Origin of the sequence: Nonomuraea harbinensis (assembly GCF_019396385.1) — a bacterium.
GTDB classification, from domain to species: domain Bacteria; phylum Actinomycetota; class Actinomycetes; order Streptosporangiales; family Streptosporangiaceae; genus Nonomuraea; species Nonomuraea ferruginea.
The window spans coordinates 1-23,251 of the sequence record NZ_JAHKRN010000001.1 but is presented as its reverse complement, the minus strand read 5'-3'; the positions used below and the strand labels follow the sequence as shown (position 1 = coordinate 23,251).

The following is a 23,251-nucleotide window of genomic DNA, read 5'->3' as shown; positions in this document are numbered from 1 at the left end:
TCTGGCCGTGGTGCTGCTGTCGCGCCGCCGGGCCCGCCGCGGGCACCCCGCGCCCCTGCGCACCGCCCTCGCCGACGTCGGGATCGCGGCCGGCACCGCGCCCTGGATCTGGATGATCCTCACCCCGGGAACCGGCCAGGAGGGCGTCAACCTGATCCCGTTCGCCGACCTCGCCGCGGTGGTCCGATCGCCGTGGGAGACGGCGTTCGTGCAGGTCGGAGGCAACCTGCTGGTGTTCGCCGCGCTCGGCGCGCTGCTCCCGGTGCGCACCGCCAGGATGGCCTCGCCGGCCCGCGTGGCGGCCGTCGCGGGGGCCGCCTCGCTGCTCGTGGAGACCCTGCAGTACGTCCTGCGGCTCGGCCGGTTCTCGTCCGTGGACGACGTGCTGATCAACACGGCCGGTGCGGTGGCGGCGGCGCTGATTACTCGCCGCTGGTGGGCGAGAGCCGTAACGGGCGAACCGATTCTGGGATAACGGCTGCGCAAAAACCGGCCGATGTCACCACACAGGCGCACACCGCTCAAAAAGAGACTCGCGACCAACCTCCGTATCTGTGCGATCGTGGACAAGACGGGGCAAGTTCTCTGGAGACGCCAAACCCGGTTGGTGACAGAGGGTGATCTAACTGTGTCTGAATCCCCGGTACCCCAAGAACCTCCTATCTACCGCCAGATCGCCGACGCACTCCGCGACCGGATCCACTCCGGCGACCTGCGCGACGGGGACCGGCTACCAGGCGAGAACACGCTCATGACCGAGTACGCGATCGCCCGGGCCACGGCCAGGCAGGCGCTCGCGGTTCTGATCAACGAAGGTCTGGCGGTGCCGAAGCGAGGCTCGGGGGTCTACGTGCGACTGTTCAAACCCATACGCAGGCACGGCTCCCGCCGCCTGGCGCGCGAACAATGGGGGCAGGGACGATCGATCTGGGACGCCGACACCCGCGGCCGCCCCTTCACCGTCGACCAGGTCGAGGTGGCCCGCGAACAGGCCCCCGACGAGGTGGCGAACGTGCTCGGCGGCCCCGACGTCTGGGTCCGCAGGCGCCGCTACCTGGTCGACGCCAGGCCCGTGCAGCTGGCCACCTCCTACTTCCCCGCGCGGCTCGTGGAGGGCAGCCCGATCACCGAGGCCGACACCGGGCCGGGAGGCGTCTACGCCAGGCTGCGCGACCTCGAACTCCCCCCGGCCCACTTCACCGAGGAGGTCCGCGCCCGCATGCCCAGCCCCCGCGAGAGCGCCCTGCTCGGCCTGCCGGCCGGCACCCCCGTCATCGTCGTCGACCGCACCGCCTACGCCGCCGCCGGAATGCCCGTGGAGGTCAACGAGATGGTCCTGGACGCCGCGGCATACGTACTCCAGTACGACTTCGACGCCTGAATCAAGGGCGGATGTCAAGCGATAGGTTGACCTGTCCCCCACGATCATTGCGTTCTCTAGAGAAGTGGCGCACGCTCGAAGCGGATGGAACCTCGGCCAGGGGCTCTTGGAAGGGCGGTGTGGATGACCTTTGATCGGCATCTCGCCGAAATCGCCCGGGAGTACCCGCAGTGGACCATCTGGCGAAGCGATGCCGGCCGCTGGTGGGCCACGCGCCACCACCCGATCAGCGCCGAGCAGCGCGACGCCGGCTGTGCGATGACCATCGACGCGGACGACCCGGAAGACCTGCGCGAGCAGCTCCGGGACCAGGAGAGACGAGCCGGCGAGCCCGAGCGGCGCGCCGGCCCGGCACCTCCGTGAGCGGCGGACGCCTCACCCGCCGCCACCACGATCCGCCCGGTGCCGGGTCCTGCGTCTCGGCGGCCCCGGCACCGGGCCACCAAGAGGGGGCACGCGTGGAAGCCTCCGACCCGATCGGGGGCGGAGGCTTCCACCCGCTACTTGCGCAGCTCCAGACGTCCCAGGTTGACGTCCGTGTCGTCCACCGACCGCTCCTCCCGCGGCTCCTCGTCCTCGACGATGACCCGCACGTCGTCCTGCTCCTGCCCGCTCGGGAGCTCCTGCTGCGCGGCCGGCGGCGCGATCGCCTCCGGCACCAGCGGGCCCGCCCCCGCCTCCTTGCGCATCAGGTCGCTGAGCACCGAGTTGACCTCGTTCAGCCTGCGGACCACCTCGTTGTGGGTGTTGCTCAGGTACTCCACGCGGCGGCCGGCGTGCTCGTCGAGCGAGGCCACCCGCTGCTGCGCCGCCGCCAGTGACGCCTCGGCCTCCGCGCGGGCGGCCTCCACCGTCCGCTCCGCCTCGGCCCGCGCCCCTGCCATGGTCTGCTCCGCCTCGGCCGTCGCGGACGCGACCATCCGCTCGGACTCCTCCCGGGCCGCGGTGACCGTGCGTTCTGCCTCGGCCTGCGCCTCGCGCACCCGGGTCTCCGCCTCGGCGCGCGCCGACGAGCGGGCCTCCTCGGCGTCGGCCCCGGCCTGCGCCAGCATGCGCTCGGCCGCCTCGGTGGCCTCGGCGACCCGCCGCTCCGCCTCCGCCTGCGCGGAGGTGAGCATCTTGTCGGCGGTCTCGCGGGCCGAGGTCAGCAGCCGGTCGGACTCGGTCTTCGCGGACTCGCGCAGGGCGCTGCTCTCGGCCTCGGCCTCCTCCCGCATGGCGGTGGCCTCTTCGTGGCCGAGCTTGAGAATCTGCTCCAGCCGGGTGCTCGGGTTGAAGTTCTGGGGCACCTCGGCGATCTGCCGCCTGGCCTCCGCGAGCTCGACCCGGCTCTGCTCGGCCTGGTCGATCGCCCGCGCCAGCCGCTCCTCCAGGTCCCTGATCTGGTTGCCGGTCCTGGCCATGTAGTCGTGCACCTGGCGGCGGTTGTAGCCGCGCATGGCCACTTCGAAAGTGTCGTCCTGCATGAGGTCGGGGATGCTGTCGTGCCGTTGTGTCATGGGGATTACCTAATTCGCGTGAGGCGGGGGATAACTGCGGATTGTGAGGGTGTGACGACGAGACGTCAGTAATCGACTTTCCTGCCAACTGCCCATACCCGCAACCGGAATGCCAGAGCCGGGCAGGAAACGGCGGGAATTACGATGGGTCAGATGTACATCGCTGCATTGGACGACGGGGCGGCCCCGGAGATCCACCCGGACGCGTACGTCGCCCCTGGCGCCGTCGTGGTCGGCAGGGTCTCGATCGGCCGGGCGTCGAGCATCTGGTACGGCTCCGTTCTCAGGGCGGACAGTGAACGCATCGAGATCGGTGAGGAGTGCAACGTCCAGGACCTGTGCTGCCTGCACGCCGACCCCGGCGAGCCGGCCATCCTGGAGCCCCGGGTGAGCCTGGGGCACAAGGCCATGGTCCACGGCGCCCACGTCGAGTCCGGCGCGCTGATCGGCATCGGCGCGATCGTGCTGGGAGGGGCCCACGTGGGAGCCGGCACGCTCGTCGCGGCGGGCGCGCTGATCGGGCCCGGCAAGAAGATCCCGGCCGGCGTGCTGGTGGCGGGGGTGCCGGGGAAGATCGTACGCGAGCTGACCGACGACGACCGGGCGTCCTTCGCCCGCACGCCCGACACCTACATGGCGGCGGCGCTCAGGCATCGGCGGGCGTCACCACTTTGATCAGCACCTCGTCCGAGACCGACGCGGTGTTCAGCGGGTCGGCGTAATCGGGCAGCTCCGGCCGGAGGAACCGCACGTAGTCGACGGTCATCTTCAGGTCGGGCTGCCCCTTCACCTGCTTGGCGTTGCCCTTGACGTGGTCCTTCTTGAGCGCGTAGTAGCTGTCCCAGTCGGTGTACGCGACCAGGCCCCACTGCAGCACCTCGGGGAACTCGGTCGGCCAGCGGTCGGCCACCTTCCACTCGCCGCCCTCCTCCTTGTAGAGCGCGGCGCACACCCTGCCCACCCGGGCCAGCACTAACTCCGTCCAGCCGCTCTTGACGGCTGTCTCCTTGGGCTTGGAGCTGCCGTCCCTGGTGTACTTCGACTCCAGCCGGCCGGTCCTGTCGGTCGTGCCGGTGGTGACCGACACCCAGTTGGCGTTGTCGTACGAGTCCGGCACCCTGGCCATCAGGCCGCCGAGCGAGAACTTGCGCCTAGGCTTGCCGCCGCTCTTGCCCTCGACCTTCACCCTGGCGTGCATGACGATGTCGCCGGCCAGGTCCTGGTAGACGAACGGGCCGCGGAAGCCGTCGAACCAGGCGGAGGTCTTGGGCTCCAGGTACATGGCGCCCTTGGCCGTCTTGCCGACGTCCATCTTGGCGAGCCGGTCGACGTCCTTCTCCTTCTCGCTGAGCTTGAGCCACATCGACAGGTCCTTGGCGGACGCGAACTCGGTGGAGGCGCCGCCCACCTCGCCGCCCGGCGTGGGGGGCTGGGCCTTCTCCAGCGTGAGCACGCCGGGCCCCTCCAGCGGCGGCTGGGCCGCCGTGATCGTCCCGCACCCGCTCACCACACCCACGACCGCCATCATGCCCGCCAGTCTCGCCCTCATAGCGGACATTCTGCCGTGTACTGCCAACCTTCGGTTACGGACGGACTACTACGATGGCCGCCGTGCGCCCCTGGAATGCGTTCACCGCCGCGGAGGCGGAGATCCGCGCGATGGTCGACGACCCGCGCTGGCAGGGGCTGCCCGGCGACACCCGCGCGCACGCGATCGCCGCCAGGACGCTGGTGACCCGCGACGGCGACCGGTGGCTGTTCGGCGCGCACGCGCGCTGGCACCTGCACGACCCGGCCGACGGCCGCTGGCACCCCGCGCCGCCGCCCCGGCGCATCCGCGCCCGGCAGGTGGGCCACTCCCCGGCCGCGCTGCCCCCGAAGATCATCCCCGGCGGCCCCGACTTCGCCGCAGAGCCGGGCTCCACGCAGGCCTTCGTCGGCCCGGACGTGCCGCCGAAGCTGTGCGAGCGCGTCAACGACCTGCTGCGGGCCAACTGCCGCAGGAGCGAGCTCGACTATCCTCTCGCCGCCTTCGACGACGTCTTCGCCTCCGACGTGCCCAGCACGGTGGCGGCCATCTGGGGCACGATCATGTGGTGCGCGTACGCGCCGGCCTTCGACGGCAACGAACGGCTGATCACCATGTTCGGCCAGTTCCTGCGCCGGTCGCTGCCGGGCGACGAGTGGGTGCGCTGGCTGCCGGCGCCGCCGCTGGCGGGCCTGGTCGCGCTGGTGGGCGAGCGGCTGCGGGCCGGCCATCCGCGCACCGCGCTGCGCCTGGCCGCGCTGATCGCCGACACGGCTCACATCCTGTTGTCCGACACCCGGTTCAGGCCGCGCGCGCTGGCGCTGCTCACGATGGTGGAGCCCGAGCTGCGGAAGCCGGGGCTGGACGACCACGCGGCCGCGCGCGGGGACCAGGAGCTGCGCCGGGCCTGGCTGCGCCGCTGCCCGCCGCGGCTGGCCCGGGCGGTGATGGCGGAGACCGACCCGGAGGCCCACCTGTCCCACACGGTCTACGACCTGGTCGAGGCGCTGGCCTTCACGACCGACCCGCCGCGGGCCGCCGCCGCCTATCTGGCGGACCTGTCCGACTCCAAGGGGCTGCTGCCGCCCCGGCTCGACCACCGGCTCCGACACGCGTACGAGGAGCTGCTGCGGGCGGGCCTGACGAGCACGTCGGCGGGCGAGCGGACCGAGCCGGAGGGTTTTCCCGTGCGGCCCGCCGGAGGCTTTTCCGGTCAATACCGGAACCCCGATAACGAGTCGTTTACCGGCCCGCTCACCGGCTCCGGCCCACTCCCCGTCCCGGGCGGCCCCGTTACGGGAACGGGGGGCATTCCGGGGCCCAATAAGTTGAGTACAGGTCACATTTCGGAAACGACTCCGGACGACGCCGGCACGCGGCGGCTCCGGCTGCCGGGGGCCGGTCCGCCCGACCTGCGGGGCGGGTTCACGCACGTGCGCGACGAGGCCGGCACCGGCATGATGCCGCCCGACCGTGCCAGCACGGCCGCGGTGCTGGGAGCCGCGTACGCGGTGGGGCTGGCCTGGCATCGGGTGTCCGGGGCGCGGGTGCCGGAGCGGGGGTTCGCGGGGTCGGCCGCGCTGGTGCGCCGCCTGGTCCTGGAGCGCGACGACCCCATGAGTCACACGTAAACCACTAATGCCGCTATTTCACCCTAACTCCGCCTATATCGTTCTAACACTTAAGATCACGCGTTATTAGCTGAATTGTGATCTCTACCCGGGGAAATGATCCCCTTGGGGCCTCATCGGCGACGAAAGGAATGACTCCGATGGGCCATGTCGCCGGAAGGGCCCGCGCCGTAACCTCGGAGAGGGTGTGGGCTGCGGAAGGAAGGACGACGCGGTGGGGCACGAAAACTTGGACACTCGGGTCCATGACCGTGTCGCGTTGGACGAGATTGCGCTCTACGCCGAGGTGCTCACCGCCGTCGCTGTCAGCGAGCGGCGGCTGACCTTGGACGAGCTCGACGACGCGCTCGGATTGCGGACTTCGGCGAGTCGCTGAAGACGATCACATGACTTGGTCCCGGACTCCCCCAGGGGTCCGGGACATGTCATGTACGGGGTGGCTCACGATGACTAGTCCTCCCGGGGGGCGGCCCTCCTACGAACGGACGAGTCGCGCGATCGCGGCCGAGGCCTCCTTGACCTTCGCGTCGGCCTCCGGGCCACCGGTGGCGATGGCGTCGGCGACGCAGTGGGAGATGTGCTCCTCCAGCAGCCCCAGCGCCACCGCCTGCAACGCCCGCGTCGCGGCGGAGACCTGGGTGAGGACGTCGATGCAGTAGGCGTCGTCGTCGACCATGCGCTGCAGGCCCCTGATCTGCCCTTCGATGCGCCTGAGCCGCGTCAGATAGGCCTGCTTGTCTCCGCTGTACCCATGCATACATCTAAGGTACCCGCTCCGGGTATCACTCAGCGGAGCCCTGCGAACAGCTTCTCCCACTGCTCGCCCACCTCGTCGGCGGCGTGGCGGATGGCCGTGTCGAGCGCCCCGGCGGCCAGCGAGCGCCGCCTGCGCTCGTCGCCGATGAGCGCCAGCATCGCCCCGGCGAACGCCCGCTCGTCGGCCTCGGGCACCAGCACGCCGTTGTAGCCGGTGGCCACGAACTCGGCGGGCCCGTGGCTGCCCTCGAACGCCACCACGGGCACCCCGCACCCCATCGCCTCCAGCACGGTCATGCCGAGGTCGGCGGTGTGGGAGGTGTTGGCCACGATCGACGCCTTGGCGAACTCCCCGGTCAGATCGGGGGTGGTGCCCATGAAGTAGACGTGGTTGTGCAGGCCCAGCTCGTCGACCAGCGCGCGCAGCCGCCGCTCCTCGGGGCCGCTCCCGTACAGCCTGAGCCGCCAGTCGGGGCGCTCGGCGGAGACGACGGCGAAGGCGCGGATCAGCCTGTCGTACGACTTGGCGGCCACCCAGCGGCCGCCCGCCGCCACGATGCGGTTGTCCATCCGCGAGCGCGGCCACGGCGAGCCGGGCAGCGCGTCGGGGATGGCGTGCACGTGCGGCCCGGAGTCGAGCAACCTGGCCCACTCCTCGCGGGCCGGCTCGGTGGCCGCGACGACGGCGTCCAGGCGCGGGTAGAGCTTCTTGACCGGGCCGGGCACCGCCGGCCTGCCCCACTCACGGGCGATGCGCAGGATCTCGCGCGGGGCGTGCCGCGCGGCCTGGACGCTGAGCCCCGGCCTGGCGGTGACGAGAACGTCACTTCTGAGTGAGCGCAGCATCCGCCACAGGGCCACCTCCGTGCGCACCTGCCCCTGCGGGAACAGACGCCGGACGCCTGGCCTCACGTCGATCACCGAGCGCATGGTCACGCCCGCGGCGACCGGGAAGAACGGCTTCTCCTTCTGCCTCCTGAGGCTGATCACCTCGACCTCGTGCCGCTGGGCCAGCGCGCCCGCGAGGTTGAGCGCCGAGCGCACGTCTCCCCGCATCGCGTACGCGGAGGAGAGCAGGAAGGTGACCTTCACCCGCCCACCTCGATGCGCAACTCGTCGTCGGCGGTGTAGGAGGGCTTGATGGGCACGCCGTCGATGCGGGCCGACGGGTAGTGCAGGCGGCGCCGCTTGCCGTCGACGTCGTCGAGCCAGCCGCCCAGCCGCAACGGCTCGCCGACCCCGTCCACCTCCAGCGACGGCTCCCACGTACCCGAGGCCTCGGGGTCGGCGGCGAGCACGTCGACCAGCGAGACCGCGGCGTGGAAGCGCACGCCCTGGACGGTGGCGTTGGCCGACACGCGCGCGCCCGTCTGCCTGCGCTGCAGCGCCAGCATGGCCTCGTGGCGGGAGTCGTCGTCCTCCAGGCCGGTGTAGGCGAGCAGGCCGGTCACCTCGAAGCGGCCCTCCCTGAACCAGACCGCGCGCACCTCCGCCACGGGCGCGGCATCGTCGATCTTCAGCGCCAGATAGCCGTTGCGGGTGCGGTAGGAGCGGTAGGCGAGCGTGCGCTTGCAGAGCGCGTACGCGTCGAGATGGTCGAGCGAGAAGCCGGGGTCGATGCTGCGCAGCCTGTTGCGTCTGCCCTGGTGGCGCAGGTAGGCGTCCCAGCGCCCGGCGGTGAGCAGCAGCGGGGCCAGCGACACGGCGACGGTGGCCTCGCGCGCGACGGCGCCCGGCGTGCCGAGCGTCACCTCTCGCTCCACGCCGCTGGTGCGGTGGCGCAGCACCAGCTCGGTGCCGCTCTTCAGCGGCTCCTCCATGGCGAGCCGGAGGGAGAGGACGTCGGCAAGGGTGACTTCGGAGTCTGTCACGACAACGCTCATCACGAGCCCCCCTCCCCGTCGAATAGAGCCATGCGACGTTGAGGTTACCGTGATTTACCCGTTATGTGGATGCCGGATTTCCGGCGATCACCCCCTTTGACCGGCGAAACTCCTCCACAGACACCTGTGGAGGAGTTTCACTTTCCGGGTCAGACGGGGGTCTTCACGGATTTGATCAGGAGCTGCGCGACGTCGACGACCTCCAGCGACTCCTTGGCCTCGCCGCTGTTCTTCTTCTCATTGATCGCATCGCCCAGCATCACCATGCAGAACGGGCACGCGGTGGAAACCGTGTCCGGATCCGTGGTCAACGCCTCGTCCACCCGCTCGGTGTTGATGCGCTTGCCGATCCGCTCTTCCATCCACATCCGCGCCCCGCCCGCGCCGCAGCAGAAACCGCGGTCCTTGTGCCGGTGCATCTCCTGCGTCTGCACTCCCGGCACCTTGGACATGATGTCGCGGGGCTGGGAGTAGACCTTGTTGTGCCGGCCCAGGAAACACGGGTCGTGGTAGGTGATCTTCTCCTCGATCGGCGTGATCGGGGTCAGCTTGCCCTCATCGACCAGCTTGGCCAGCAGCTGGGTGTGGTGCACAACCTCGAACATGCCGCCCAGCTGCGGATACTCGTTGGCCAGCGTGTTGAAGCAGTGCGGGCACGTGGCCACGATCTTCTTGACCCCGGCCTCGTTCAGCGTCTCGATGTTCTGCTGGGCCAGCATGTTGAACAGGTACTCCATGCCCAGCCGGCGGGCCGGGTCACCGGTGCACGCCTCCATCGGGCCGAGCACCGCGAACTTCACCCCGGCGATGTGCAGCAGCTCCGCCACCGCCTTGGTGGTCTTCTTCGCCCGGTCCTCCAGCGCACCCGCGCAGCCCACCCAGAACAGGTACTCGGCGTCCTCGGGCATCTTCTCCTCGACCAGCTCGACCTCGAAATCGAGCTCGGCGATCCAGTCGGCCCGCTTCATCTCCGACATGCCCCACGGGTTGCCCTTGTTCTCCAGGTTCTTCACCATCACCCCCGCCTCCGACGGGAACGACGACTCCACCATCACCTGGTAACGACGCATGTCGATGATGTGGTCGATGTGCTCGATGTCCACCGGGCACTGCTCCACACACGCGCCGCAGTTGGTGCACGACCACAGCACGTCCGGGTGGATCACACCCTCCTCGCCCACCAGCGGCTTGTTCAGCAGCGCCAGCACGTCGGTGTCCTCGTGCCCGTTGCCCCCGTTGGCGGCGGCCATCAGGTACGGGGCGACCGCGAAGGCGTGGTCACGCTGGTCCAGGATGAGCATCTTCGGCGACAGCGGCTTGTCGGTGTTCCACGCCGGGCACTGCGACTGGCAGCGCCCGCACTCGGTGCAGGAGTAGAAGTCCAGGAACCCCTTCCACGTGGTGTCACCGATCTTGCCCCGGCCCAGCCGCTCCGGATCCAGGTCCTCGTCCTCGAAGTCGACCGGCTTGCCGTCGACGCGCATCTCCGGCACCGCGCCCATGCCGTCCGGGCGGCGCGAGAACAACACGTTCAGCGGCGCGGTGAAGATGTGCAGGTGCTTGGAGTTCACCACGATGATCAGGAACACCAGCATGAAGCCGATGTGCAGGAGCAGCGCGATCTCCTCCAGCAGCCCGCTGGCCGGCAGCACCTGACCCAGCGGGATCGACACGAACGCGCCGGAGGAGTACGGCAGGTTGCCGTTGGCCGCCGCCGCACCCCTGGCCAGGAACAGCGTCCAGATGATGTTGAAGATCATGAACAGCACCAGCCACGCGCCGCCCAGGTGCGAGCCGGAGAACCGCGACCCGCGGCCCAGCTTGGCCGGCGACTCACGCAACCGGATGACCGCGAAGGCGACCAGGCCCAGCAGACACGCCACCGCGATGAAGTCCTGCAGGAACCCGAGCACCGGCCACTGCCCGATCAACGGGATGTGGAAGTTCGGCCGGCCGGTGATCGCACCCTGGATGATCGCGCCGTACGCCTCGATGTAGACGGTCAGCAGGATGAAGAACGCCCACATGACGAAGAAGTGCGCCACACCCGACGGCGTCCATTTGAGCAGCTTCTTCTGGCCGAGCACCTCCACCAGCTGCGTCTTGATCTCGGCGCCGGCGTTGTCCTTGGCGTACTGAATGCGCTCGGGGGCCGGCGGGCCCACCGTGGCGAGCTTGAACAGGAACAGAGCCCTGCGGCCCGCGACGGCCACCGCCACGACGGTCATCACGAGCCCGATGATGGCTACCCAGAGCACGGGTCCTCCCACAACGACGTTGTTTGTCAGCGTACGGTCACCCCGCTGACCTGGCCCCGCCGGGATCCTACCCGCGAGTAACTTCCTGGAGGTAACCGAGTTTCACCTTATGGTGAGGATCAGCTCCAGAACAATGCTCTACAGTGTGAGATAGCGCTGAATCGTCGGCGCCAGCAGCTCCGCCAGTTCCTCGGGCTCGGCGCTCGCCATGGGCTCCAGCCGCAGCACGTGACGGGCCACGATCACCCCGAACATCTGCGAGAAGGCGGCCTCGATCCGGAGGTGGGGGATCCCGAGGTGGTCGGCCACCCTGTAGAGCAGGGCGTTGGTGATGAACTCGCGGAACAGCACGCGCGACTGCTCGTGGGTCATGGCTGAGCGGACCAGCGCGATCATCGGCTCACGGGTCTCGGGATCACCGGTCACCGTGAGCATCATGGTAACCAGGCGCCTCCCGAGCTCTTCACGGGGGCCGTCGAGCAGCACCGAGACGACCAGGTCAGGCGTGATCGGCAGCCGCATCGCCGCCGCGAACATGCCCTCCTTGGTGTCGAAGTAGTGGTGGACCAGCGCCGGGTCGACCTTCGCCTCCCTGGCGATGCCGCGCACCGTGGCCTTGTCGAAGCCCTTCTCGGCGAAGACCTTCCGGGCCGCCGCGAGGATCTCCCCGCGCGTGTCGGCCGAGCCGGGACGCCGCCCCGGACGCCTCTTGATGGTGCTCACCGGCCTACCGCCAGGTAGACCCGCATCGGCACCGACACCACGTTGTCGGGGAACTCACGGCGCAGCTCGGCCCGCTGCCGCTCCACGAGCGCGTCGGCCTCCCCCGCCGACAGCGCCGCCATGTAGGAGTGGGAGCGCAGGTGGAGCAGGAAGTCCTCGATCGCGACCAGGCGGGTCCACGGGATCCAGCGCTCCTCCACCACGTCGAACGCGGCCGCGATCGGCGGCACCGACCACTCCTCACTGGCCGGCCCCCAGTAGGTGGGGCACGCCCCGGCCAGCCGCTCCTCGTAGGCGGCCAGCCACTCGGCCTGGGCCACGTGCGCGAGGTTCCAGCAGGCGGCGATGGCCCCGCCCGGCCGCAGCACCCGCCTGGCCTCCTCGATCGAGGCCACCGGGTCGAGCCAGTGCCAGGACTGGCCGTACGTCACCAGGTCGGCGGACCGGCCCGCCAGCGGCAGCGCGTTGCCGTCGGCCAGCACCGCGGACACCCCCGCCGTGCCCTTGGACCGCAGCCTGGCCAGCATCTCCGCGCCCGGGTCGACCGCGACCACCCGCGAGCCGCGGGCCCGCAGGGCGTGCGCGAGCTTCCCGGTGCCGGCGCCCACGTCGACCGCCGTGGCGCCGTCGAGCGGCACGCCCGACACCTCCGACAGGGCGCGGTAGAGCTCGTCTGGGTAGCCGGGCCGACCTGCCTCGTAGGCGTCGGCCACCCGGTCGAACACCCGGCCGAGTTCCCTGCTCGGGCCCGTGCGCAGGTGCTCGGGGCTCATGTCGAGGCCGCCAGGTAGAGCCGGGCGAAGGCGAGCGCCTCGGCCAGGTCGTCGATGCGCTCGGAGCGACTGGCCGCCTTGCGGGTGTTGATCTCCAGGACGACCAGGCCGTCGTAGCCGTTGCGGGCCAGACGCTCCAGCATGGGCGCGCACGGCTGGTTGCCCCTGCCGGGCACCAGGTGCTCGTCCTTGTTGGTGACCCCCATGCCGTCGGCCAGGTGCAGGTGCGCCAGCCGGTCGCCGAGCTTGGTCGCCATGTCCATGGCGTCGGAGCCGGACACGGCGGTGTGCGACAGGTCGAGCGTGACGTGCGGGAAGTCGTAGTCGGTCGGGTTCCAGTCGGGCGAGTAGGGCACCACGTCGTTGCCGCGGGCCCTGAGGGGGAACATGTTCTCGACCGCGAAGATCACGTCGGTCTCGTCGCGCATGCGGGCCAGCCCGACCTCGAACTCGCGGGCGTAGTCGCGCTGCCAGCGGAACGGAGGGTGCACGACGACGGCCGACGCGCCGAGCCGCTCGGCCGCCTTCTGCGCGCGGACCAGCTTGGCCCACGGGTCGCGCCCCCACACCCGCTGGGTGACGAGCAGGCAGGGCGCGTGGATGGCGAGGACGGGCACCTCGTAATGGTCGGAGAGCCGCTCGATCACGTCGATGTCCTGGCTCACCGGGTCGGCGCCGACCATGATCTCGACACCGTCGTAGCCCAGCCGGGCAGCCAGCTCGAACGCATCAGGCGTGCGTTCCGGATATACCGAAGCGGTGGACAATGCGATCTTCGCATTGGGCACGCGGATGACATCAGCCACGTTGCCAGCCTAAGCCGGATGTCCCGTGCCGGCGCGCCACCCCGTACGGTTGTCGCATGCCCAGGACGGTCCGAGGCGCGATCCCGAGCCCCAACATCTGGAACACACCGCAGGTGTACGAGCTGGAGAACCGCGCGGTCGACCCCGACGACATCGCCGGCGCGGCGATGCGGAAACTCCGGCCGTGGCAGGGCGCGACCGTGCTCGACATCGGCTGCGGCACCGGCTACCACCTGCCGGGCTACGCCGCCGAGGCCGCCCGGGTGATCGGCGTCGAGCCGCACCGCGACCTGGCCGCCGCGGCCCGCCGCCGGTGCGCCGCGCTCCCGTCCGTCGAGGTGCGCGAAGCCGCCGCCCAGGACCTGCCGCTGCCGGACGCCTCGGTCGACGTCGCGATCGCGCGCTGGGCCTACTTCTTCGGGCCCGGCTGCGAGCCGGGCCTGCGCGAGCTGTCGCGGGTCGTACGGCGCGGCGGCGCGGCCTTCGTCCTCGACCTCGACGCCACCGGGGGCCCGTTCGGCCGGTGGTTCCAGCGCACGGTCCCCGCCTACTCCGCGCCGAAGGTGGAGGCGTTCTGGGACCGCCAGGGCTGGCAGCGGCGGCGGCTCGACCTGCGCATGGTCTTCGAGCGGCGGGCCGACCTGGAGGCGGTGCTGCGCATCGAGTTCGCCCCCGAGGTGGCCGAGCAGGCCATCGCCGAGACGCCGGGCCTGGAGCTGGCCTATCCCAACGTGCTCCGCTGGCGCTACTTCTGAGCGCTTGACCTTGACGCCGGTGTCAACGTTTACCTTGAGCGCATGCGCATCGGAGAGCTGGCCCGGCGGACCGGGGTGAGCACCCGCTCGCTCCGCTACTACGAGCAGCACGGGCTGTTGCGCGCCCACAGGAGCGCCAACGGCTACCGCCACTACGCGGAGGCGGACGTCCGGCTCGTGTCGGAGATCCGCGCCCTGCTGTCGGTGGGGTTCACGCTGGAGGACACCCGCCCGTTCGTCGACTGCCTGCGCTCGGGCCACGACAGCGGCGGGTCCTGCCCCGAGTCGATGGCCGTCTACCAGCGCAAGCTCGCCGAGATCGACGACGAGATCCGGCTGCTCCTGACCCGCCGCGCGGAGGTCGCCGCGCAACTCGCCGGATCGTGCGAAGGCTGCTTCTTCAGAGGAGACACATGATCACGCTCACCACGGACAACTTCGACGAGCAGGTGCTCGGCGCGGGCAAGCCGGTGCTCGTCGACTTCTGGGCCGAATGGTGCCCGCCCTGCAAGATGATCGCCCCGGTGCTGGAGGAGATCGAGGCCGAGCACGGGCTGACCATCGGCAAGCTCGACACCGACCACCACCCCGAGATCCAGGCCCGCTACGGCGTCATGAGCCTGCCCACGCTGCTGCTGTTCGAGGACGGCCGGCCGGTCAGGCAGATCGTCGGGGCCCGGCCCAAGCGCATGCTCGTCAAGGAGCTGGGCCTGGCGTAGCGGCGGCTTGTCGGTCCGGCCCGCTAGCCTGCTCGCCATGGCCAAGACTGCGCAGAAGCCCGGATACCGCTGCGCCGAGTGCGGCTGGCGCACCCCCAAGTGGGTCGGCCGGTGCGGCGAGTGCCAGGCGTGGGGCACCGTCGACGAGGAGGGCGGCCGCGCCGGCGCGCACGTCGTCCAGGCCGGCGCCACCACCGCCCCGGCGATGCCGATCGGCCAGGTCAAGGCCGAGATCGCCGCCGCCCGCACCACAGGCGTCGGCGAGCTCGACCGGGTGCTCGGCGGCGGCCTGGTGCCGGGCGCGGTCGTGCTGCTGGCCGGCGAGCCCGGCATCGGCAAGTCGACGCTGCTGCTGGAGGCCGCCGCCCGCATCGCCGAGCGCGAGACCGTCCTCTACGTCACCGGCGAGGAGTCGGCCGCCCAGGTCCGGCTCCGCGCCGACCGCATCGGCGCCATCCGCGACCGCCTCTACCTGGCGGCCGAGACCGAGCTGTCGGCGCTGGTCGCCCACGTGGAGAAGATCCAGCCCCGCATGCTCGTGGTCGACTCGGTGCAGACCGTCGGCTCCGCCCAGGCCACCGGTGTCCCCGGCGGCGTCACCCAGGTCCGCGAGGTCGCGGCCAACCTCGTGCGGCTGGCCAAGGAGCGCGACATGTCGACCGTCCTGGTCGGCCACGTCACCAAGGAAGGCTCCATCGCCGGCCCGCGCACCCTCGAACACCTCGTCGACGTGGTGCTCAACTTCGAGGGCGACCGCCACTCCCGGCTCCGCATGGTCCGCGCGATCAAGAACAGGTTCGGCCCCACCGACGAGGTCGGCTGCTTCGACCTGCACGAGCGCGGCATCGAGGGCATCACCGACCCCAGCGGCCTGTTCGTCTCCCGCCGCTCCGACCCCGTCCCCGGCACCTGCGTGACCGTCACGGTCGAGGGCACCCGCCCGCTGCCCGCCGAGGTCCAGGCCCTGGTGGCGCGCACCGAGGCCCAGCAGCCGCGGCGCACCTCCTCCGGCCTCGACACCTACCGCGTCCAGATGGTCCTCGCCGTGCTGGAGCGCCGGCTCAACGCCCGGCTGGGCGGCTGCGACGTCTTCACCGCCACCGTGGGCGGCATCAAGCTCAGCGACCCGGCCGTCGACCTGTCGGTCATGCTCGCCGTCGCCAGCGCCGCGGGCGACAAGCCCCTCCCGGCGGGCCTGGTCGCGCTCGGCGAGGTCGGCCTCGCGGGCGAGCTCCGCCCCGTCAAGGACGTCCGCCGCCGCCTCACCGAAGCCGCCCGCCTCGGCTTCAAACGCGGCCTGGTCCCCGTCGGCTCCCTCGACGAGGGCACCCGCAAGCCCAACGGCCAGCGTTCCCTCGTCCCGGTCGGCCCGGTCGCCTTCGCCCCCGGCTTCGAGGTCGTCGAGGCGGAGAACGTCTGGGACGCCCTCACCCACGTGACCTGACCCGTACCTCTGAGGACCTGAGAGGGCGCTAGCCTCCCAGGGCCGACTTGACCGCCGCCGTGACCAGGTCGCGCACCGGCCGCGGCGCGTCCAGGAACGCCGTCAGGTCACCGCCGCGGCCCTCCAGCAGCCCCGCGCCGATGTTGGAGAACGTCGACATCGTGTGCCCCACCTGGTAGGGCTCCAGCCCGGCCAGCGACGCCCGCGTCTCGCCCAGCGGAGCCGGCCGGTACTCGACGGGCCGGCCGAGCGTCTCGGCCAGCGCCTCGGCGAGCTCCCGCCCGCCGACCGCCTCCACGCCCTCCAGCTCGTACGTGCGGCCCGCGTGCCGCCGCTGCGCCCCCGACGCCCCCGATGCCAGGTCCGCCTGCGCCTCGGCCGCCACCCGCACGGCCACGGCGGCCAGGTCGTCGCGTGCGACGGCCGACTGCCGCCCGTCGCCGAGCGGCGCGGCGAACACCCCGCTCGCCGCCGCCGCGGCGGCCCCGGCCACGGCCAGCCCGGCCGGGATCTCGGCGTACAGGCCGTTGCGCAGGACGGTGACGTCGAAGGGCGCCTCGGCCAGCCGCGCCTCGGTCCAGCGGTGCGCGAGCGCGATCGTGAGCCGCTCCCCCGAGCCGGCCAGGCTGGTGTAGATCACGTGCCGGACTCCGGCGGCGGTGGCCGCCCGCACCACGGCGCCGTGGCGGGCCAGCACGACGTCGTCCTCGGCGTACCCCGCCGAGACGAACACCAGCACGTCCACGCCCGCGAAGGCCGACTCCAGCGTTTCCGGCCGGTCGAAGTCGGCGAGCCGCACCACCGCGCCGTCGCCGGAACTGCTGGCCCCGACCGTCACCGGCCCGTCCACGGCCCGCAGCCCGGCGAGGATCGCACTGCCGAGTTTCCCCGACACGCCGGTGACGAGAATCATGAGACCACTCCTGTTGTTGAGGTGCGCGAAAAGGTGAATGACGCCCAGCATGGAGCGTCCGGGCGCCGACTTTAAGGAGGCACTTTCATGTCAGCCGCGAACACGGAGGTAACCCCCCAGGCCCCCGGGCCGTGCGGGGATGACGACTGCGGCATCCGGGATGTGCTCGACCGTCTCGGCGACAAATGGACGGTGCTGGTGATAGTGGAGCTGGCCAAAGGCGTGCGGCGGTTCAGGGAGCTGCAACGGGCGATCCCCGGCATCTCGCAGCGGATGCTGACGTTGACGACACGGCGGCTGTGCCGGGACGGGCTGGTCGAGCGGACGGCGTACCCCACGATCCCGCCGCAGGTCGAGTACCGGCTGACGCCGGTCGGCCGGAGCCTGGCCGAGACGGTCGAGCGGCTGGCCGACTGGTCGAGGGAGCACAGGGACACCATGGCGGCGGCCCGGGAGCGGTGGGATGCCGCCGGCCGTTGAACCCGGACCCGGGTGACTCGCTACCGTGGTATGACCCGCCCAAAGGCGGAGGAGAGAGTGAGACGGCGCAGCTAAGCTGGGCTTGACTATTTCGACACGGGGGTCAGGTGCCAAACGACAGGAGTCTTGACGACCGCCGTCGCGAAGCCCTGGCCGCGGTGGCCCCGGGCACACCACTGCGCGACGGTCTGGAGCGGATCCTGCGCGGGCAGACCGGCGGCCTGCTCGTGCTCGGCTACAACAAGATGGTCGAGCGCCTCTGCAGCGGCGGCTTCCATCTCGACGTCGACTTCTCCGCCACCAGGCTGCGCGAGCTGGCCAAGATGGACGGGGCGATCGTCATCAGCGACGACCACAAGATCGTGCGCGCCGCCGTCCACCTGGTTCCCGACCCCACCATCCCCACCGACGAGTCCGGCACCCGCCACCGCACCGCCCAGCGCGTGGCCAAGGAGACGGGCCTGCCGATCATCGCGATCAGCAAGTCCATGCGGATCATCGCCCTCTACCTCGACGGCATCCGCTACGTGCTCGAAGAGTCGGCCGCGATCATGTCCAAGGCCAACCAAGCCCTGGCCACCCTTGAGCGCTACAAGCACCGCCTCGACGAGGTCTCCGGCACGCTCTCCGCGCTGGAGATCGAGGATCTGGTCACCGTGCGCGACGTGGCGGCCGTGGCGCAGCGGCTGGAGATGGTCCGGCGCATCTCCGACGAGATCAAGGGCTACGTGGTCGAGCTCGGCACCGACGGCAGGCTGCTGTCCCTGCAGCTCGACGAGCTGGTCTCCGGCGTCGACTCCGAGCGGGAGCTGGTGGTGCGCGACTACCTTCCGGCCCCGTCGAGCCGCCGCCAGCGCCGCCTGTCCGACGCCCTGCACGATCTCGACGCGCTGTCCGGCAACGAGCTGCTCGACCTGCCGGTGGTCGCCGGCCTGCTGGGCCACAACGGCGGCGACAAGCTCGACAGCCCGGTCAGCCCGCGCGGGTTCCGCCTGCTGGCCAAGGTGCCCCGGCTGCCCGCCACCGTGGTCGACCGCCTGGTCAACCACTTCGGCAGCCTGCAGAAGCTCCTGGCGGCCAGCATCGACGACCTCCAGGCCGTGGGCGGCGTCGGTGAGTCCAGGGCCCGCAGTGTCCGCGAAGGGCTCTCCCGCCTCGCGGAGTCCTCGATCCTGGAGCGCTACGTCTGACCAGACGCCCCCCGTACGCCTCTGAGACGCCCTGTGAGAGGCGACGGGCTCAGCGGAGGTGGAAGACGCCCTTCGGGCTCTTGTGCTCGCCCAGGCGCGCCACCACCACGTACGTGCCGGGAAGGGCGGCGGGCGGGTCGGCGCGGCAGCTCCCGCTGGAGCGGCGGCGGTTCCAGTCGAGGGTGCGGACGTAGGGCACGCCGCGCTGCAGCTCGCGCGTCTCCGTCCCCGGGCCGCTGACGCAGTCGGCCGTGGACCAGATGCGGTCCTCGCCCGAGGTGATGCGGATCTCCAGCGCCCGCGGGCCGACGTCGGCCTTGCACATCACCGGCCCGGTGTTGACCACGGTGACGATGAAGTGCGGGCGCGCGCCGCTCGCGTAGATCTCCTGCTCGCCCTGGAGGTGGAGCACGAGGTCCTTGTCGTCGCAGGGCTCGCCCGCGCGCCTGGCGCGCGGGGTCTTGCTCGGGCTGGGCGTCGGTGACGGGCTGGCGGTGCCCATGGCCAGCGTGCGCAGCCCCGCCAGCAGCGGGTCCGTGACCGGGGCGGGGCTGGGTGAGACCTGGGCGTCGGACCGCTTCTCCGGGCCGCCCGAACTGGAGCAGGCCCACGCCACCACGGCAACGACCACGAGCACTCCGATGAGCAGGCTCATGCGCCGCCGCCAGTAGACGTCGCCCCCGATTCCCGAGTCTCCGCGCATGGTTTCCGGATCCATGCCGCCAGGATGGGTAACCATCCGGTGACGCGTCGTGACGACACGCCGGACCTTGCCATCTCGTCATACGCTGGGCTGCGTGATCGAGCCGAAACTCCTACACCTTCCCATTCTGGAGTGGTACGAAAACAACGCCCGGGACCTCCCCTGGCGCACCCCTGACCGGACCCCGTGGGGAGTGCTCGTCAGCGAGATCATGCTGCAGCAGACGCCGGTGGCCCGGGTGCTGCCCGTCTGGCACGAGTGGATGGCCCGCTGGCCCACTCCGAAGGCGCTGGCCGCGGAGCCCTCCGGCGAGGCCGTGCGCGCCTGGGGGCGGCTCGGCTACCCGCGCCGGGCGCTGCGCCTGCACGCGTGCGCCACGGCCATCACCGAGCGGCACGGCGGCGAGGTCCCTTCCGACCACGCGACGCTGCTCGCCCTGCCGGGGATCGGCGAGTACACCGCCGCCGCGGTCGCCGGCTTCGCGTTCGGCGGCCGGCACGCGATCCTGGACACCAACGTGCGACGGGTGTTCGCGCGGGCGGTACGGGCCGAGGAGTATCCCCCGACGGCCACCTCCGCCGCCGAACGCCACCTCGCGGAGGCGCTCCTGCCCGAGCTGGGCGCGCCCCGCTGGGGAGTGGCGGTGATGGAGCTGGGGGCGCTCGTCTGCACCGCCCGCGCCCCCCGGTGCGAGGGCTGCCCGATCGCGGGGGTGTGCGCGTGGCGGCTGGCCGGCAAGCCGCCGCACGCGGGTCCCGCCCGCAAGGGTCAGACGTACGCGGGCACCGACCGCCAGTGCCGCGGGCGCCTGCTCGCGGTCCTGCGCGCCGCCCACGGGCCGGTGCCGAAGGCGGCGCTGGACGCGGTCTGGGAGGACGCCGTGCAGCGTGAGCGGGCGCTCGACGGCCTCGTCGCGGACGGCCTGGCCCAGGTCCTGGAGGACGGCACGTACTGCCTCTAGCCAGGAACGACGATCTGCCTCTGGGCAGGAACGACGATCGCGTATGAATCCGCGACAGCCGAGCATGGGCCGTCGCGCGCCTTCCTCCTACGGTTGACGATCAGTGAGTCCTTCGGGGAGGGAAAGAAGTGTCACAACGGATTCTGGTGACGGCGGCGACCGGCACGGTCGGGCGCCACGTGACGGCGCGGCTGGCGGAGGACGGGGCCGAGGTCCGGGCACTGTCCCGGACCCCGGCGGGCTTCCCGCCCGGCGTCCAGCCCCTGCGCGGCGACCTGTCGGCGCCCGGTTCGCTGGCCCCGGCGGTCGACGGCGTCGACGCCGTGAGGTGGCCGACGACGTCCTGCGCGCCCAGGCCGCGATGACCGCCGGCCCGGCGCCGGTCACCACCACGGTCGAGAAGGTCACCGGCACTCCGGCCCGCACCTTCCGCTCCTGGGCCGACGCCCACACCCACCTGTTCCAGCCCTCGTCCTGAGCCCGGTCACCGGGCCCAGGGCACCCGCACCTTCCACTCCCGAGCCGAGGCCCACCTGCCGTGAGGCCGGCCACCGGGCCCAGGGCACCCTCCTGGGCCGACGCCCACGCGCACCTGTCCTGAGGGCGGTCACCGGGCCCAGGGCAGGGGCATGCTGCGGGTGCCTTCCGGTACGAGGTCGCAGGCGTCCGGGGTGTCGAGCCCGTCCGGGTTGTAGACCTGGACGCCCGCGGGGGCGGCCACGATCGCCGCGAAGCCGTGCCGCTCGTCGGCGAACAACCGGCGCAGCGCGCCGGCGGGCAGCACCATGGTGTCGCCCGCCGCGACCTCGACCCGTTCGCCGCCGAGCTGGACGGTGCAGCGGCCCGCCAGCCAGGTCCACACCGACTCGGTGTCGAAGGCGTGCAGCGGGCCCGCCGTGCCGGGCTTGGCGTCCACGCGCCACACGGCCTGGCGGGACTCGCCCTGGGTGGGCGAGGCGAGCGTGGTCATGGTCCCGTTGGGCGTCTCGATCCTGCGTGCCCGCGCGTCGCGGATGACGGTCATGGCAGGTGCTCCTCTAAGATAGACAACGTTATTGTCTAGATAGTGAACCAGGTTGTCTATCGTGTCAAGCACACCCCCGGGGTTCGAACTCCCGCTCCGCCTCTTCCTGGCCTTCCGGGTGCTCATCGACGAGCTCCACGCCGAGCTGGGCCGTCAGGGGCATCCGGACATCCGGCCCATGCACGGCTTCGTCATGCAGGCCATCGGGCCCGACGGCACGACCGCGGTCGACCTGGGCCGCACGCTCGGCGTCACCAAGCAGGCCGCGGGCAAGACCGTCGAGGCACTCGAACGCATCGGCTACGTCGAACGCACCCGCGACCCCGCCGACACCCGGCGCAAGATCGTCCGTCTGACCCCGTACGGCATGGACGCCCTCGCCCGCTCGGCCGCGATCTTCGACGACCTGCGCGCCCGCTGGGCCGCCGAGCTGGGCGAGGACCGGCTGCGGGCGCTGGAGGCCGACCTCCGCAAAATGACCCCCGCCAACCTGTGGCGCCTCGACATCCCGGGCTGGTTCGGCGCCCCGTGAGGCGCCGGACCAGCCCCCGGGTCAGGCGGCGAGCTGGAGACCCAGGCTGGTGAGGCTGGTGCGGGCCCAGTCGAGCTCCTGGGCCAGGAGCGAGACCAGGGCGCCGGGGCCCTTCGCGCGGCCCGGGACCACCAGGTTGTGGGTCTCGACCTCGATGTGGGCGCTGCCGCTCACCGCGCCGGAGAGCATCGCCGTCAGGGTGTCGTGCAGGACGCCGCCGGTGTTGGGCGATCCGCCGGTGTGGTGGTGCACGTGGCCGAGCTTGACCACGGGGGCGCCGGTCTTGGCCAGGCCGCGCAGCGCCTCACCGGTCTCCTCGGCGCCGCGGGCCAGGTGGCACGCGTCGAGGCAGACGCCCAGGTGGTCGGAGTCGATGCCGCGCACCCGCTCCAGCGCCTGCTCCGTGGTCTCCAGCACGCAGCCGGGCCACGGCTCGAAACCGACCCTGACCGTCTTGCCGGTGATGCTGTGGAGGCCGCGCAGCTCGCGGGCGAGCCGCTCCAGCCGCCGGGTGGCGATCGCCTGCAGGTCGGCCGGCCAGTCGCGGCGCCAGCCGATCGGGATGGTGGAGATGCTGCCCGACTGGATGTCGTCCGGCAGCAGGAACGCGAGGATCTTGGCCAGCGCCATCGTGTAGCGGTAGCGCTCGGGCTTGGCCCAGTCGGGGCCGGGCGCCTCCTGGTTGCGACCGCCGGTGCCGTTGAGGCTGACGACCTCCAGGCCGCGCTCTTCGAGGGAGCGGCGCAGGCGGACGAGCTCTATGCGGTCGGCGGTCAGATGGTCGGCGACGGCGGGCGAGAGCCACAGGCCGACCCCCATCCGCTCCACGCCGAGCCGCTTGCGCACCGGCACGGCGTAGCGGGTGAGATGGGCGATCAGGTTCTCCAGATCCTCCGCGGGGTGCACGCCTGCGTTGTAGGCGAGGTGAACGAGCGTTCCGTCATCGTGACGCAGGCGCATCGGTTTCCTCCACGACTCTCACTGGTTTCCCCCTCGCCCGCTGGTGCCACTCAGAGCATGTCGGCCCGCGGCGGCGTGCGCGTCAGCCCTGGGTTGATCTCTTGCTACTCCCAGGGGAGCAGTCCCGACCGTAGAGACACGCTCTTGCGGATCACTTGGACAGGACTTGGCGAAGCTCTACACAGAGTAGTACTACTTGTCGTGGCGGGGCCACTCGGCCTTCAACGATTCGGCAACGTTTCCCGTCACCACATGCGAAAACCCCCGTGCGCCGGAGCGCACCAGCGCCTCCTTTTACCGGATGCCCTCTCGCCGGAGAGTGGCAGCCAGCT

At 71.3% G+C, this 23,251-nt stretch carries 28 protein-coding genes; 15 read left to right on the top strand and 13 right to left on the bottom strand.

Annotated features, from left to right (window positions below):
• Positions 1-7: 7 nt before the first annotated feature.
• The 3 genes from KME79_RS00140 (at position 8) to KME79_RS00130 (ending at position 1,744) form a co-directional block, all read left to right on the top strand.
• Positions 8-475 (top strand): VanZ family protein, encoded by a 468-nt coding sequence (locus KME79_RS00140; protein ID WP_219542764.1) that lies wholly within the window; start codon positions 8-10, stop codon positions 473-475.
• 153 nt (positions 476-628) lie between these two features.
• Positions 629-1,381 carry a GntR family transcriptional regulator gene (locus tag KME79_RS00135; protein ID WP_308248719.1) on the top strand — a complete coding sequence of 251 codons (753 nt, stop codon included), beginning with the start codon at positions 629-631 and terminating at the stop codon, positions 1,379-1,381.
• A gap of 123 nt (positions 1,382-1,504) precedes the next feature.
• On the top strand, positions 1,505-1,744 hold the full coding sequence (locus tag KME79_RS00130) for a hypothetical protein (protein ID WP_148035585.1): 240 nt from the start codon (positions 1,505-1,507) through the stop codon (positions 1,742-1,744).
• Positions 1,745-1,881: 137 nt separating this feature from the next.
• Here KME79_RS00130 and KME79_RS00125 read toward each other — a convergent pair whose 3' ends face one another.
• On the bottom strand, positions 1,882-2,880 hold the full coding sequence (locus tag KME79_RS00125; RefSeq protein ID WP_219542762.1) for a coiled-coil domain-containing protein: 999 nt from the start codon (positions 2,878-2,880) through the stop codon (positions 1,882-1,884).
• Between the two features lie 153 nt (positions 2,881-3,033).
• On the opposite strand from KME79_RS00125, the gene KME79_RS00120 reads away from it, so the two are divergent.
• Positions 3,034-3,555, top strand: coding sequence for a gamma carbonic anhydrase family protein (locus KME79_RS00120; RefSeq protein ID WP_187281519.1), 522 nt, complete (start codon positions 3,034-3,036; stop codon positions 3,553-3,555).
• Here KME79_RS00120 and KME79_RS00115 read toward each other — a convergent pair.
• Positions 3,527-4,429, bottom strand: coding sequence for a DUF1349 domain-containing protein (locus KME79_RS00115; RefSeq protein WP_219542761.1), 903 nt, complete (start codon positions 4,427-4,429; stop codon positions 3,527-3,529). The two genes, KME79_RS00120 and KME79_RS00115, sit on opposite strands and share 29 nt — an antisense overlap.
• A 62-nt stretch (positions 4,430-4,491) precedes the next feature.
• Between KME79_RS00115 and KME79_RS00110 the strand changes: the two genes are divergently transcribed.
• Positions 4,492-6,039, top strand: a complete 1,548-nt coding sequence (locus tag KME79_RS00110; RefSeq protein WP_219542760.1) for a hypothetical protein — start codon at positions 4,492-4,494, stop codon at positions 6,037-6,039.
• A 475-nt stretch (positions 6,040-6,514) separates the two neighbouring features.
• Here the strand turns inward: KME79_RS00110 and KME79_RS00105 are convergent, their stop codons facing one another.
• The 7 genes from KME79_RS00105 to KME79_RS00075 all read right to left on the bottom strand — a co-directional run bounded on the left by KME79_RS00105 (position 6,515) and on the right by KME79_RS00075 (position 13,238).
• Positions 6,515-6,796, bottom strand: coding sequence for a metal-sensitive transcriptional regulator (locus KME79_RS00105; RefSeq protein WP_049560737.1), 282 nt, complete (start codon positions 6,794-6,796; stop codon positions 6,515-6,517).
• Positions 6,797-6,825: 29 nt separating this feature from the next.
• Complete coding sequence (locus tag KME79_RS00100) at positions 6,826-7,887, bottom strand: glycosyltransferase (protein ID WP_219542759.1); 1,062 nt, start codon at positions 7,885-7,887, stop codon at positions 6,826-6,828.
• On the bottom strand, positions 7,884-8,666 hold the full coding sequence (locus KME79_RS00095; protein ID WP_261808956.1) for a hypothetical protein: 783 nt from the start codon (positions 8,664-8,666) through the stop codon (positions 7,884-7,886). Before KME79_RS00095 ends, KME79_RS00100 begins: the two co-directional genes overlap by 4 nt.
• 161 nt (positions 8,667-8,827) lie before the next feature.
• A complete protein-coding gene (locus tag KME79_RS00090) occupies positions 8,828-10,936 on the bottom strand; it encodes a (Fe-S)-binding protein (protein WP_219542758.1) in 2,109 nt (702 codons plus the stop codon).
• Positions 10,937-11,074: 138 nt separating this feature from the next.
• On the bottom strand, positions 11,075-11,659 hold the full coding sequence (locus KME79_RS44385) for a TetR/AcrR family transcriptional regulator (RefSeq protein ID WP_219542757.1): 585 nt from the start codon (positions 11,657-11,659) through the stop codon (positions 11,075-11,077).
• Complete coding sequence (locus tag KME79_RS00080) at positions 11,656-12,432, bottom strand: class I SAM-dependent methyltransferase (RefSeq protein ID WP_219542756.1); 777 nt, start codon at positions 12,430-12,432, stop codon at positions 11,656-11,658. The genes KME79_RS44385 and KME79_RS00080 overlap by 4 nt, the downstream gene beginning before the upstream one ends.
• Complete coding sequence (locus KME79_RS00075; RefSeq protein ID WP_148035595.1) at positions 12,429-13,238, bottom strand: sugar phosphate isomerase/epimerase family protein; 810 nt, start codon at positions 13,236-13,238, stop codon at positions 12,429-12,431. Before KME79_RS00075 ends, KME79_RS00080 begins: the two co-directional genes overlap by 4 nt.
• A 56-nt stretch (positions 13,239-13,294) precedes the next feature.
• Here KME79_RS00075 and KME79_RS00070 point away from each other — a divergent pair, with 56 nt between their 5' ends.
• Genes KME79_RS00070 through radA form a run of 4 tightly spaced genes read left to right on the top strand, consistent with a single transcriptional unit; the run spans position 13,295 to position 16,156 of the window.
• Positions 13,295-13,993: a class I SAM-dependent methyltransferase gene (locus KME79_RS00070; protein ID WP_148035596.1), complete on the top strand. Its 699-nt coding sequence runs from the start codon at positions 13,295-13,297 to the stop codon at positions 13,991-13,993.
• 42 nt (positions 13,994-14,035) lie between these two features.
• Entirely contained in the window at positions 14,036-14,410 is a 375-nt protein-coding gene (locus tag KME79_RS00065; protein WP_148035597.1) for a MerR family transcriptional regulator, read from the top strand.
• Entirely contained in the window at positions 14,407-14,712 is a 306-nt protein-coding gene (trxA, locus tag KME79_RS00060) for a thioredoxin (RefSeq protein WP_148035598.1), read from the top strand. Before KME79_RS00065 ends, trxA begins: the two co-directional genes overlap by 4 nt.
• A 37-nt stretch (positions 14,713-14,749) precedes the next feature.
• On the top strand, positions 14,750-16,156 hold the full coding sequence (gene radA / locus KME79_RS00055) for a DNA repair protein RadA (RefSeq protein WP_219542755.1): 1,407 nt from the start codon (positions 14,750-14,752) through the stop codon (positions 16,154-16,156).
• Positions 16,157-16,184: 28 nt separating this feature from the next.
• Here the strand turns inward: radA and KME79_RS00050 are convergent, their stop codons facing one another.
• Positions 16,185-17,069, bottom strand: a complete 885-nt coding sequence (locus KME79_RS00050) for an NAD(P)H-binding protein (protein WP_219542754.1) — start codon at positions 17,067-17,069, stop codon at positions 16,185-16,187.
• 87 nt (positions 17,070-17,156) lie between these two features.
• On the opposite strand from KME79_RS00050, the gene KME79_RS00045 reads away from it, so the two are divergent.
• Positions 17,157-17,549 (top strand): winged helix-turn-helix transcriptional regulator, encoded by a 393-nt coding sequence (locus KME79_RS00045; RefSeq protein ID WP_219542753.1) that lies wholly within the window; start codon positions 17,157-17,159, stop codon positions 17,547-17,549.
• Between the two features lie 107 nt (positions 17,550-17,656).
• Complete coding sequence (disA, locus tag KME79_RS00040; protein ID WP_148035602.1) at positions 17,657-18,739, top strand: DNA integrity scanning diadenylate cyclase DisA; 1,083 nt, start codon at positions 17,657-17,659, stop codon at positions 18,737-18,739.
• Positions 18,740-18,788: 49 nt separating this feature from the next.
• Here the strand turns inward: disA and KME79_RS00035 are convergent, their stop codons facing one another.
• Positions 18,789-19,457 carry a hypothetical protein gene (locus KME79_RS00035; RefSeq protein ID WP_219542752.1) on the bottom strand — a complete coding sequence of 223 codons (669 nt, stop codon included), beginning with the start codon at positions 19,455-19,457 and terminating at the stop codon, positions 18,789-18,791.
• A 79-nt stretch (positions 19,458-19,536) separates the two neighbouring features.
• On the opposite strand from KME79_RS00035, the gene KME79_RS00030 reads away from it, so the two are divergent.
• From KME79_RS00030 to KME79_RS00020, 3 genes are all read left to right on the top strand, one after another.
• On the top strand, positions 19,537-20,403 hold the full coding sequence (locus KME79_RS00030) for an iron-sulfur binding domain-containing protein (RefSeq protein WP_219542751.1): 867 nt from the start codon (positions 19,537-19,539) through the stop codon (positions 20,401-20,403).
• A 128-nt stretch (positions 20,404-20,531) separates the two neighbouring features.
• Positions 20,532-20,768, top strand: coding sequence for an SDR family oxidoreductase (locus KME79_RS00025; protein ID WP_308248718.1), 237 nt, complete (start codon positions 20,532-20,534; stop codon positions 20,766-20,768).
• Positions 20,732-20,881, top strand: coding sequence for a hypothetical protein (locus tag KME79_RS00020; RefSeq protein WP_219542750.1), 150 nt, complete (start codon positions 20,732-20,734; stop codon positions 20,879-20,881). Before KME79_RS00025 ends, KME79_RS00020 begins: the two co-directional genes overlap by 37 nt.
• A 129-nt stretch (positions 20,882-21,010) precedes the next feature.
• Here the strand turns inward: KME79_RS00020 and KME79_RS00015 are convergent, their stop codons facing one another.
• Positions 21,011-21,427, bottom strand: coding sequence for a cupin domain-containing protein (locus tag KME79_RS00015; protein ID WP_219542749.1), 417 nt, complete (start codon positions 21,425-21,427; stop codon positions 21,011-21,013).
• Between the two features lie 61 nt (positions 21,428-21,488).
• Between KME79_RS00015 and KME79_RS00010 the strand changes: the two genes are divergently transcribed.
• Positions 21,489-21,959: a MarR family winged helix-turn-helix transcriptional regulator gene (locus KME79_RS00010; protein ID WP_219542748.1), complete on the top strand. Its 471-nt coding sequence runs from the start codon at positions 21,489-21,491 to the stop codon at positions 21,957-21,959.
• Positions 21,960-21,980: 21 nt separating this feature from the next.
• Here the strand turns inward: KME79_RS00010 and KME79_RS00005 are convergent, their stop codons facing one another.
• Entirely contained in the window at positions 21,981-22,919 is a 939-nt protein-coding gene (locus KME79_RS00005; RefSeq protein WP_219542747.1) for a TIM barrel protein, read from the bottom strand.
• Positions 22,920-23,251: the final 332 nt, after the last annotated feature.

Excerpts from the sequence above, each read along its gene's own strand:
- KME79_RS00130 (WP_148035585.1), top strand. The coding sequence starts at position 1,505 with ATGACCTTTGATCGGCATCTCGCCGAAATCGCCCGGGAGTACCCGCAG.
- KME79_RS00125 (WP_219542762.1), bottom strand. The coding sequence starts at position 2,880 with ATGACACAACGGCACGACAGCATCCCCGACCTCATGCAGGACGACACT.
- KME79_RS00120 (WP_187281519.1), top strand. The coding sequence starts at position 3,034 with ATGTACATCGCTGCATTGGACGACGGGGCGGCCCCGGAGATCCACCCG.
- KME79_RS00115 (WP_219542761.1), bottom strand. The coding sequence starts at position 4,429 with ATGAGGGCGAGACTGGCGGGCATGATGGCGGTCGTGGGTGTGGTGAGC.
- KME79_RS00105 (WP_049560737.1), bottom strand. The coding sequence starts at position 6,796 with ATGCATGGGTACAGCGGAGACAAGCAGGCCTATCTGACGCGGCTCAGG.
- KME79_RS00080 (WP_219542756.1), bottom strand. The coding sequence starts at position 12,432 with ATGAGCCCCGAGCACCTGCGCACGGGCCCGAGCAGGGAACTCGGCCGG.
- KME79_RS00070 (WP_148035596.1), top strand. The coding sequence starts at position 13,295 with ATGCCCAGGACGGTCCGAGGCGCGATCCCGAGCCCCAACATCTGGAAC.
- KME79_RS00065 (WP_148035597.1), top strand. The coding sequence starts at position 14,036 with ATGCGCATCGGAGAGCTGGCCCGGCGGACCGGGGTGAGCACCCGCTCG.
- trxA (WP_148035598.1), top strand. The coding sequence starts at position 14,407 with ATGATCACGCTCACCACGGACAACTTCGACGAGCAGGTGCTCGGCGCG.
- radA (WP_219542755.1), top strand. The coding sequence starts at position 14,750 with ATGGCCAAGACTGCGCAGAAGCCCGGATACCGCTGCGCCGAGTGCGGC.
- KME79_RS00050 (WP_219542754.1), bottom strand. The coding sequence starts at position 17,069 with ATGATTCTCGTCACCGGCGTGTCGGGGAAACTCGGCAGTGCGATCCTC.
- KME79_RS00045 (WP_219542753.1), top strand. The coding sequence starts at position 17,157 with ATGTCAGCCGCGAACACGGAGGTAACCCCCCAGGCCCCCGGGCCGTGC.
- KME79_RS00035 (WP_219542752.1), bottom strand. The coding sequence starts at position 19,457 with ATGGATCCGGAAACCATGCGCGGAGACTCGGGAATCGGGGGCGACGTC.
- KME79_RS00015 (WP_219542749.1), bottom strand. The coding sequence starts at position 21,427 with ATGACCGTCATCCGCGACGCGCGGGCACGCAGGATCGAGACGCCCAAC.
- KME79_RS00005 (WP_219542747.1), bottom strand. The coding sequence starts at position 22,919 with ATGCGCCTGCGTCACGATGACGGAACGCTCGTTCACCTCGCCTACAAC.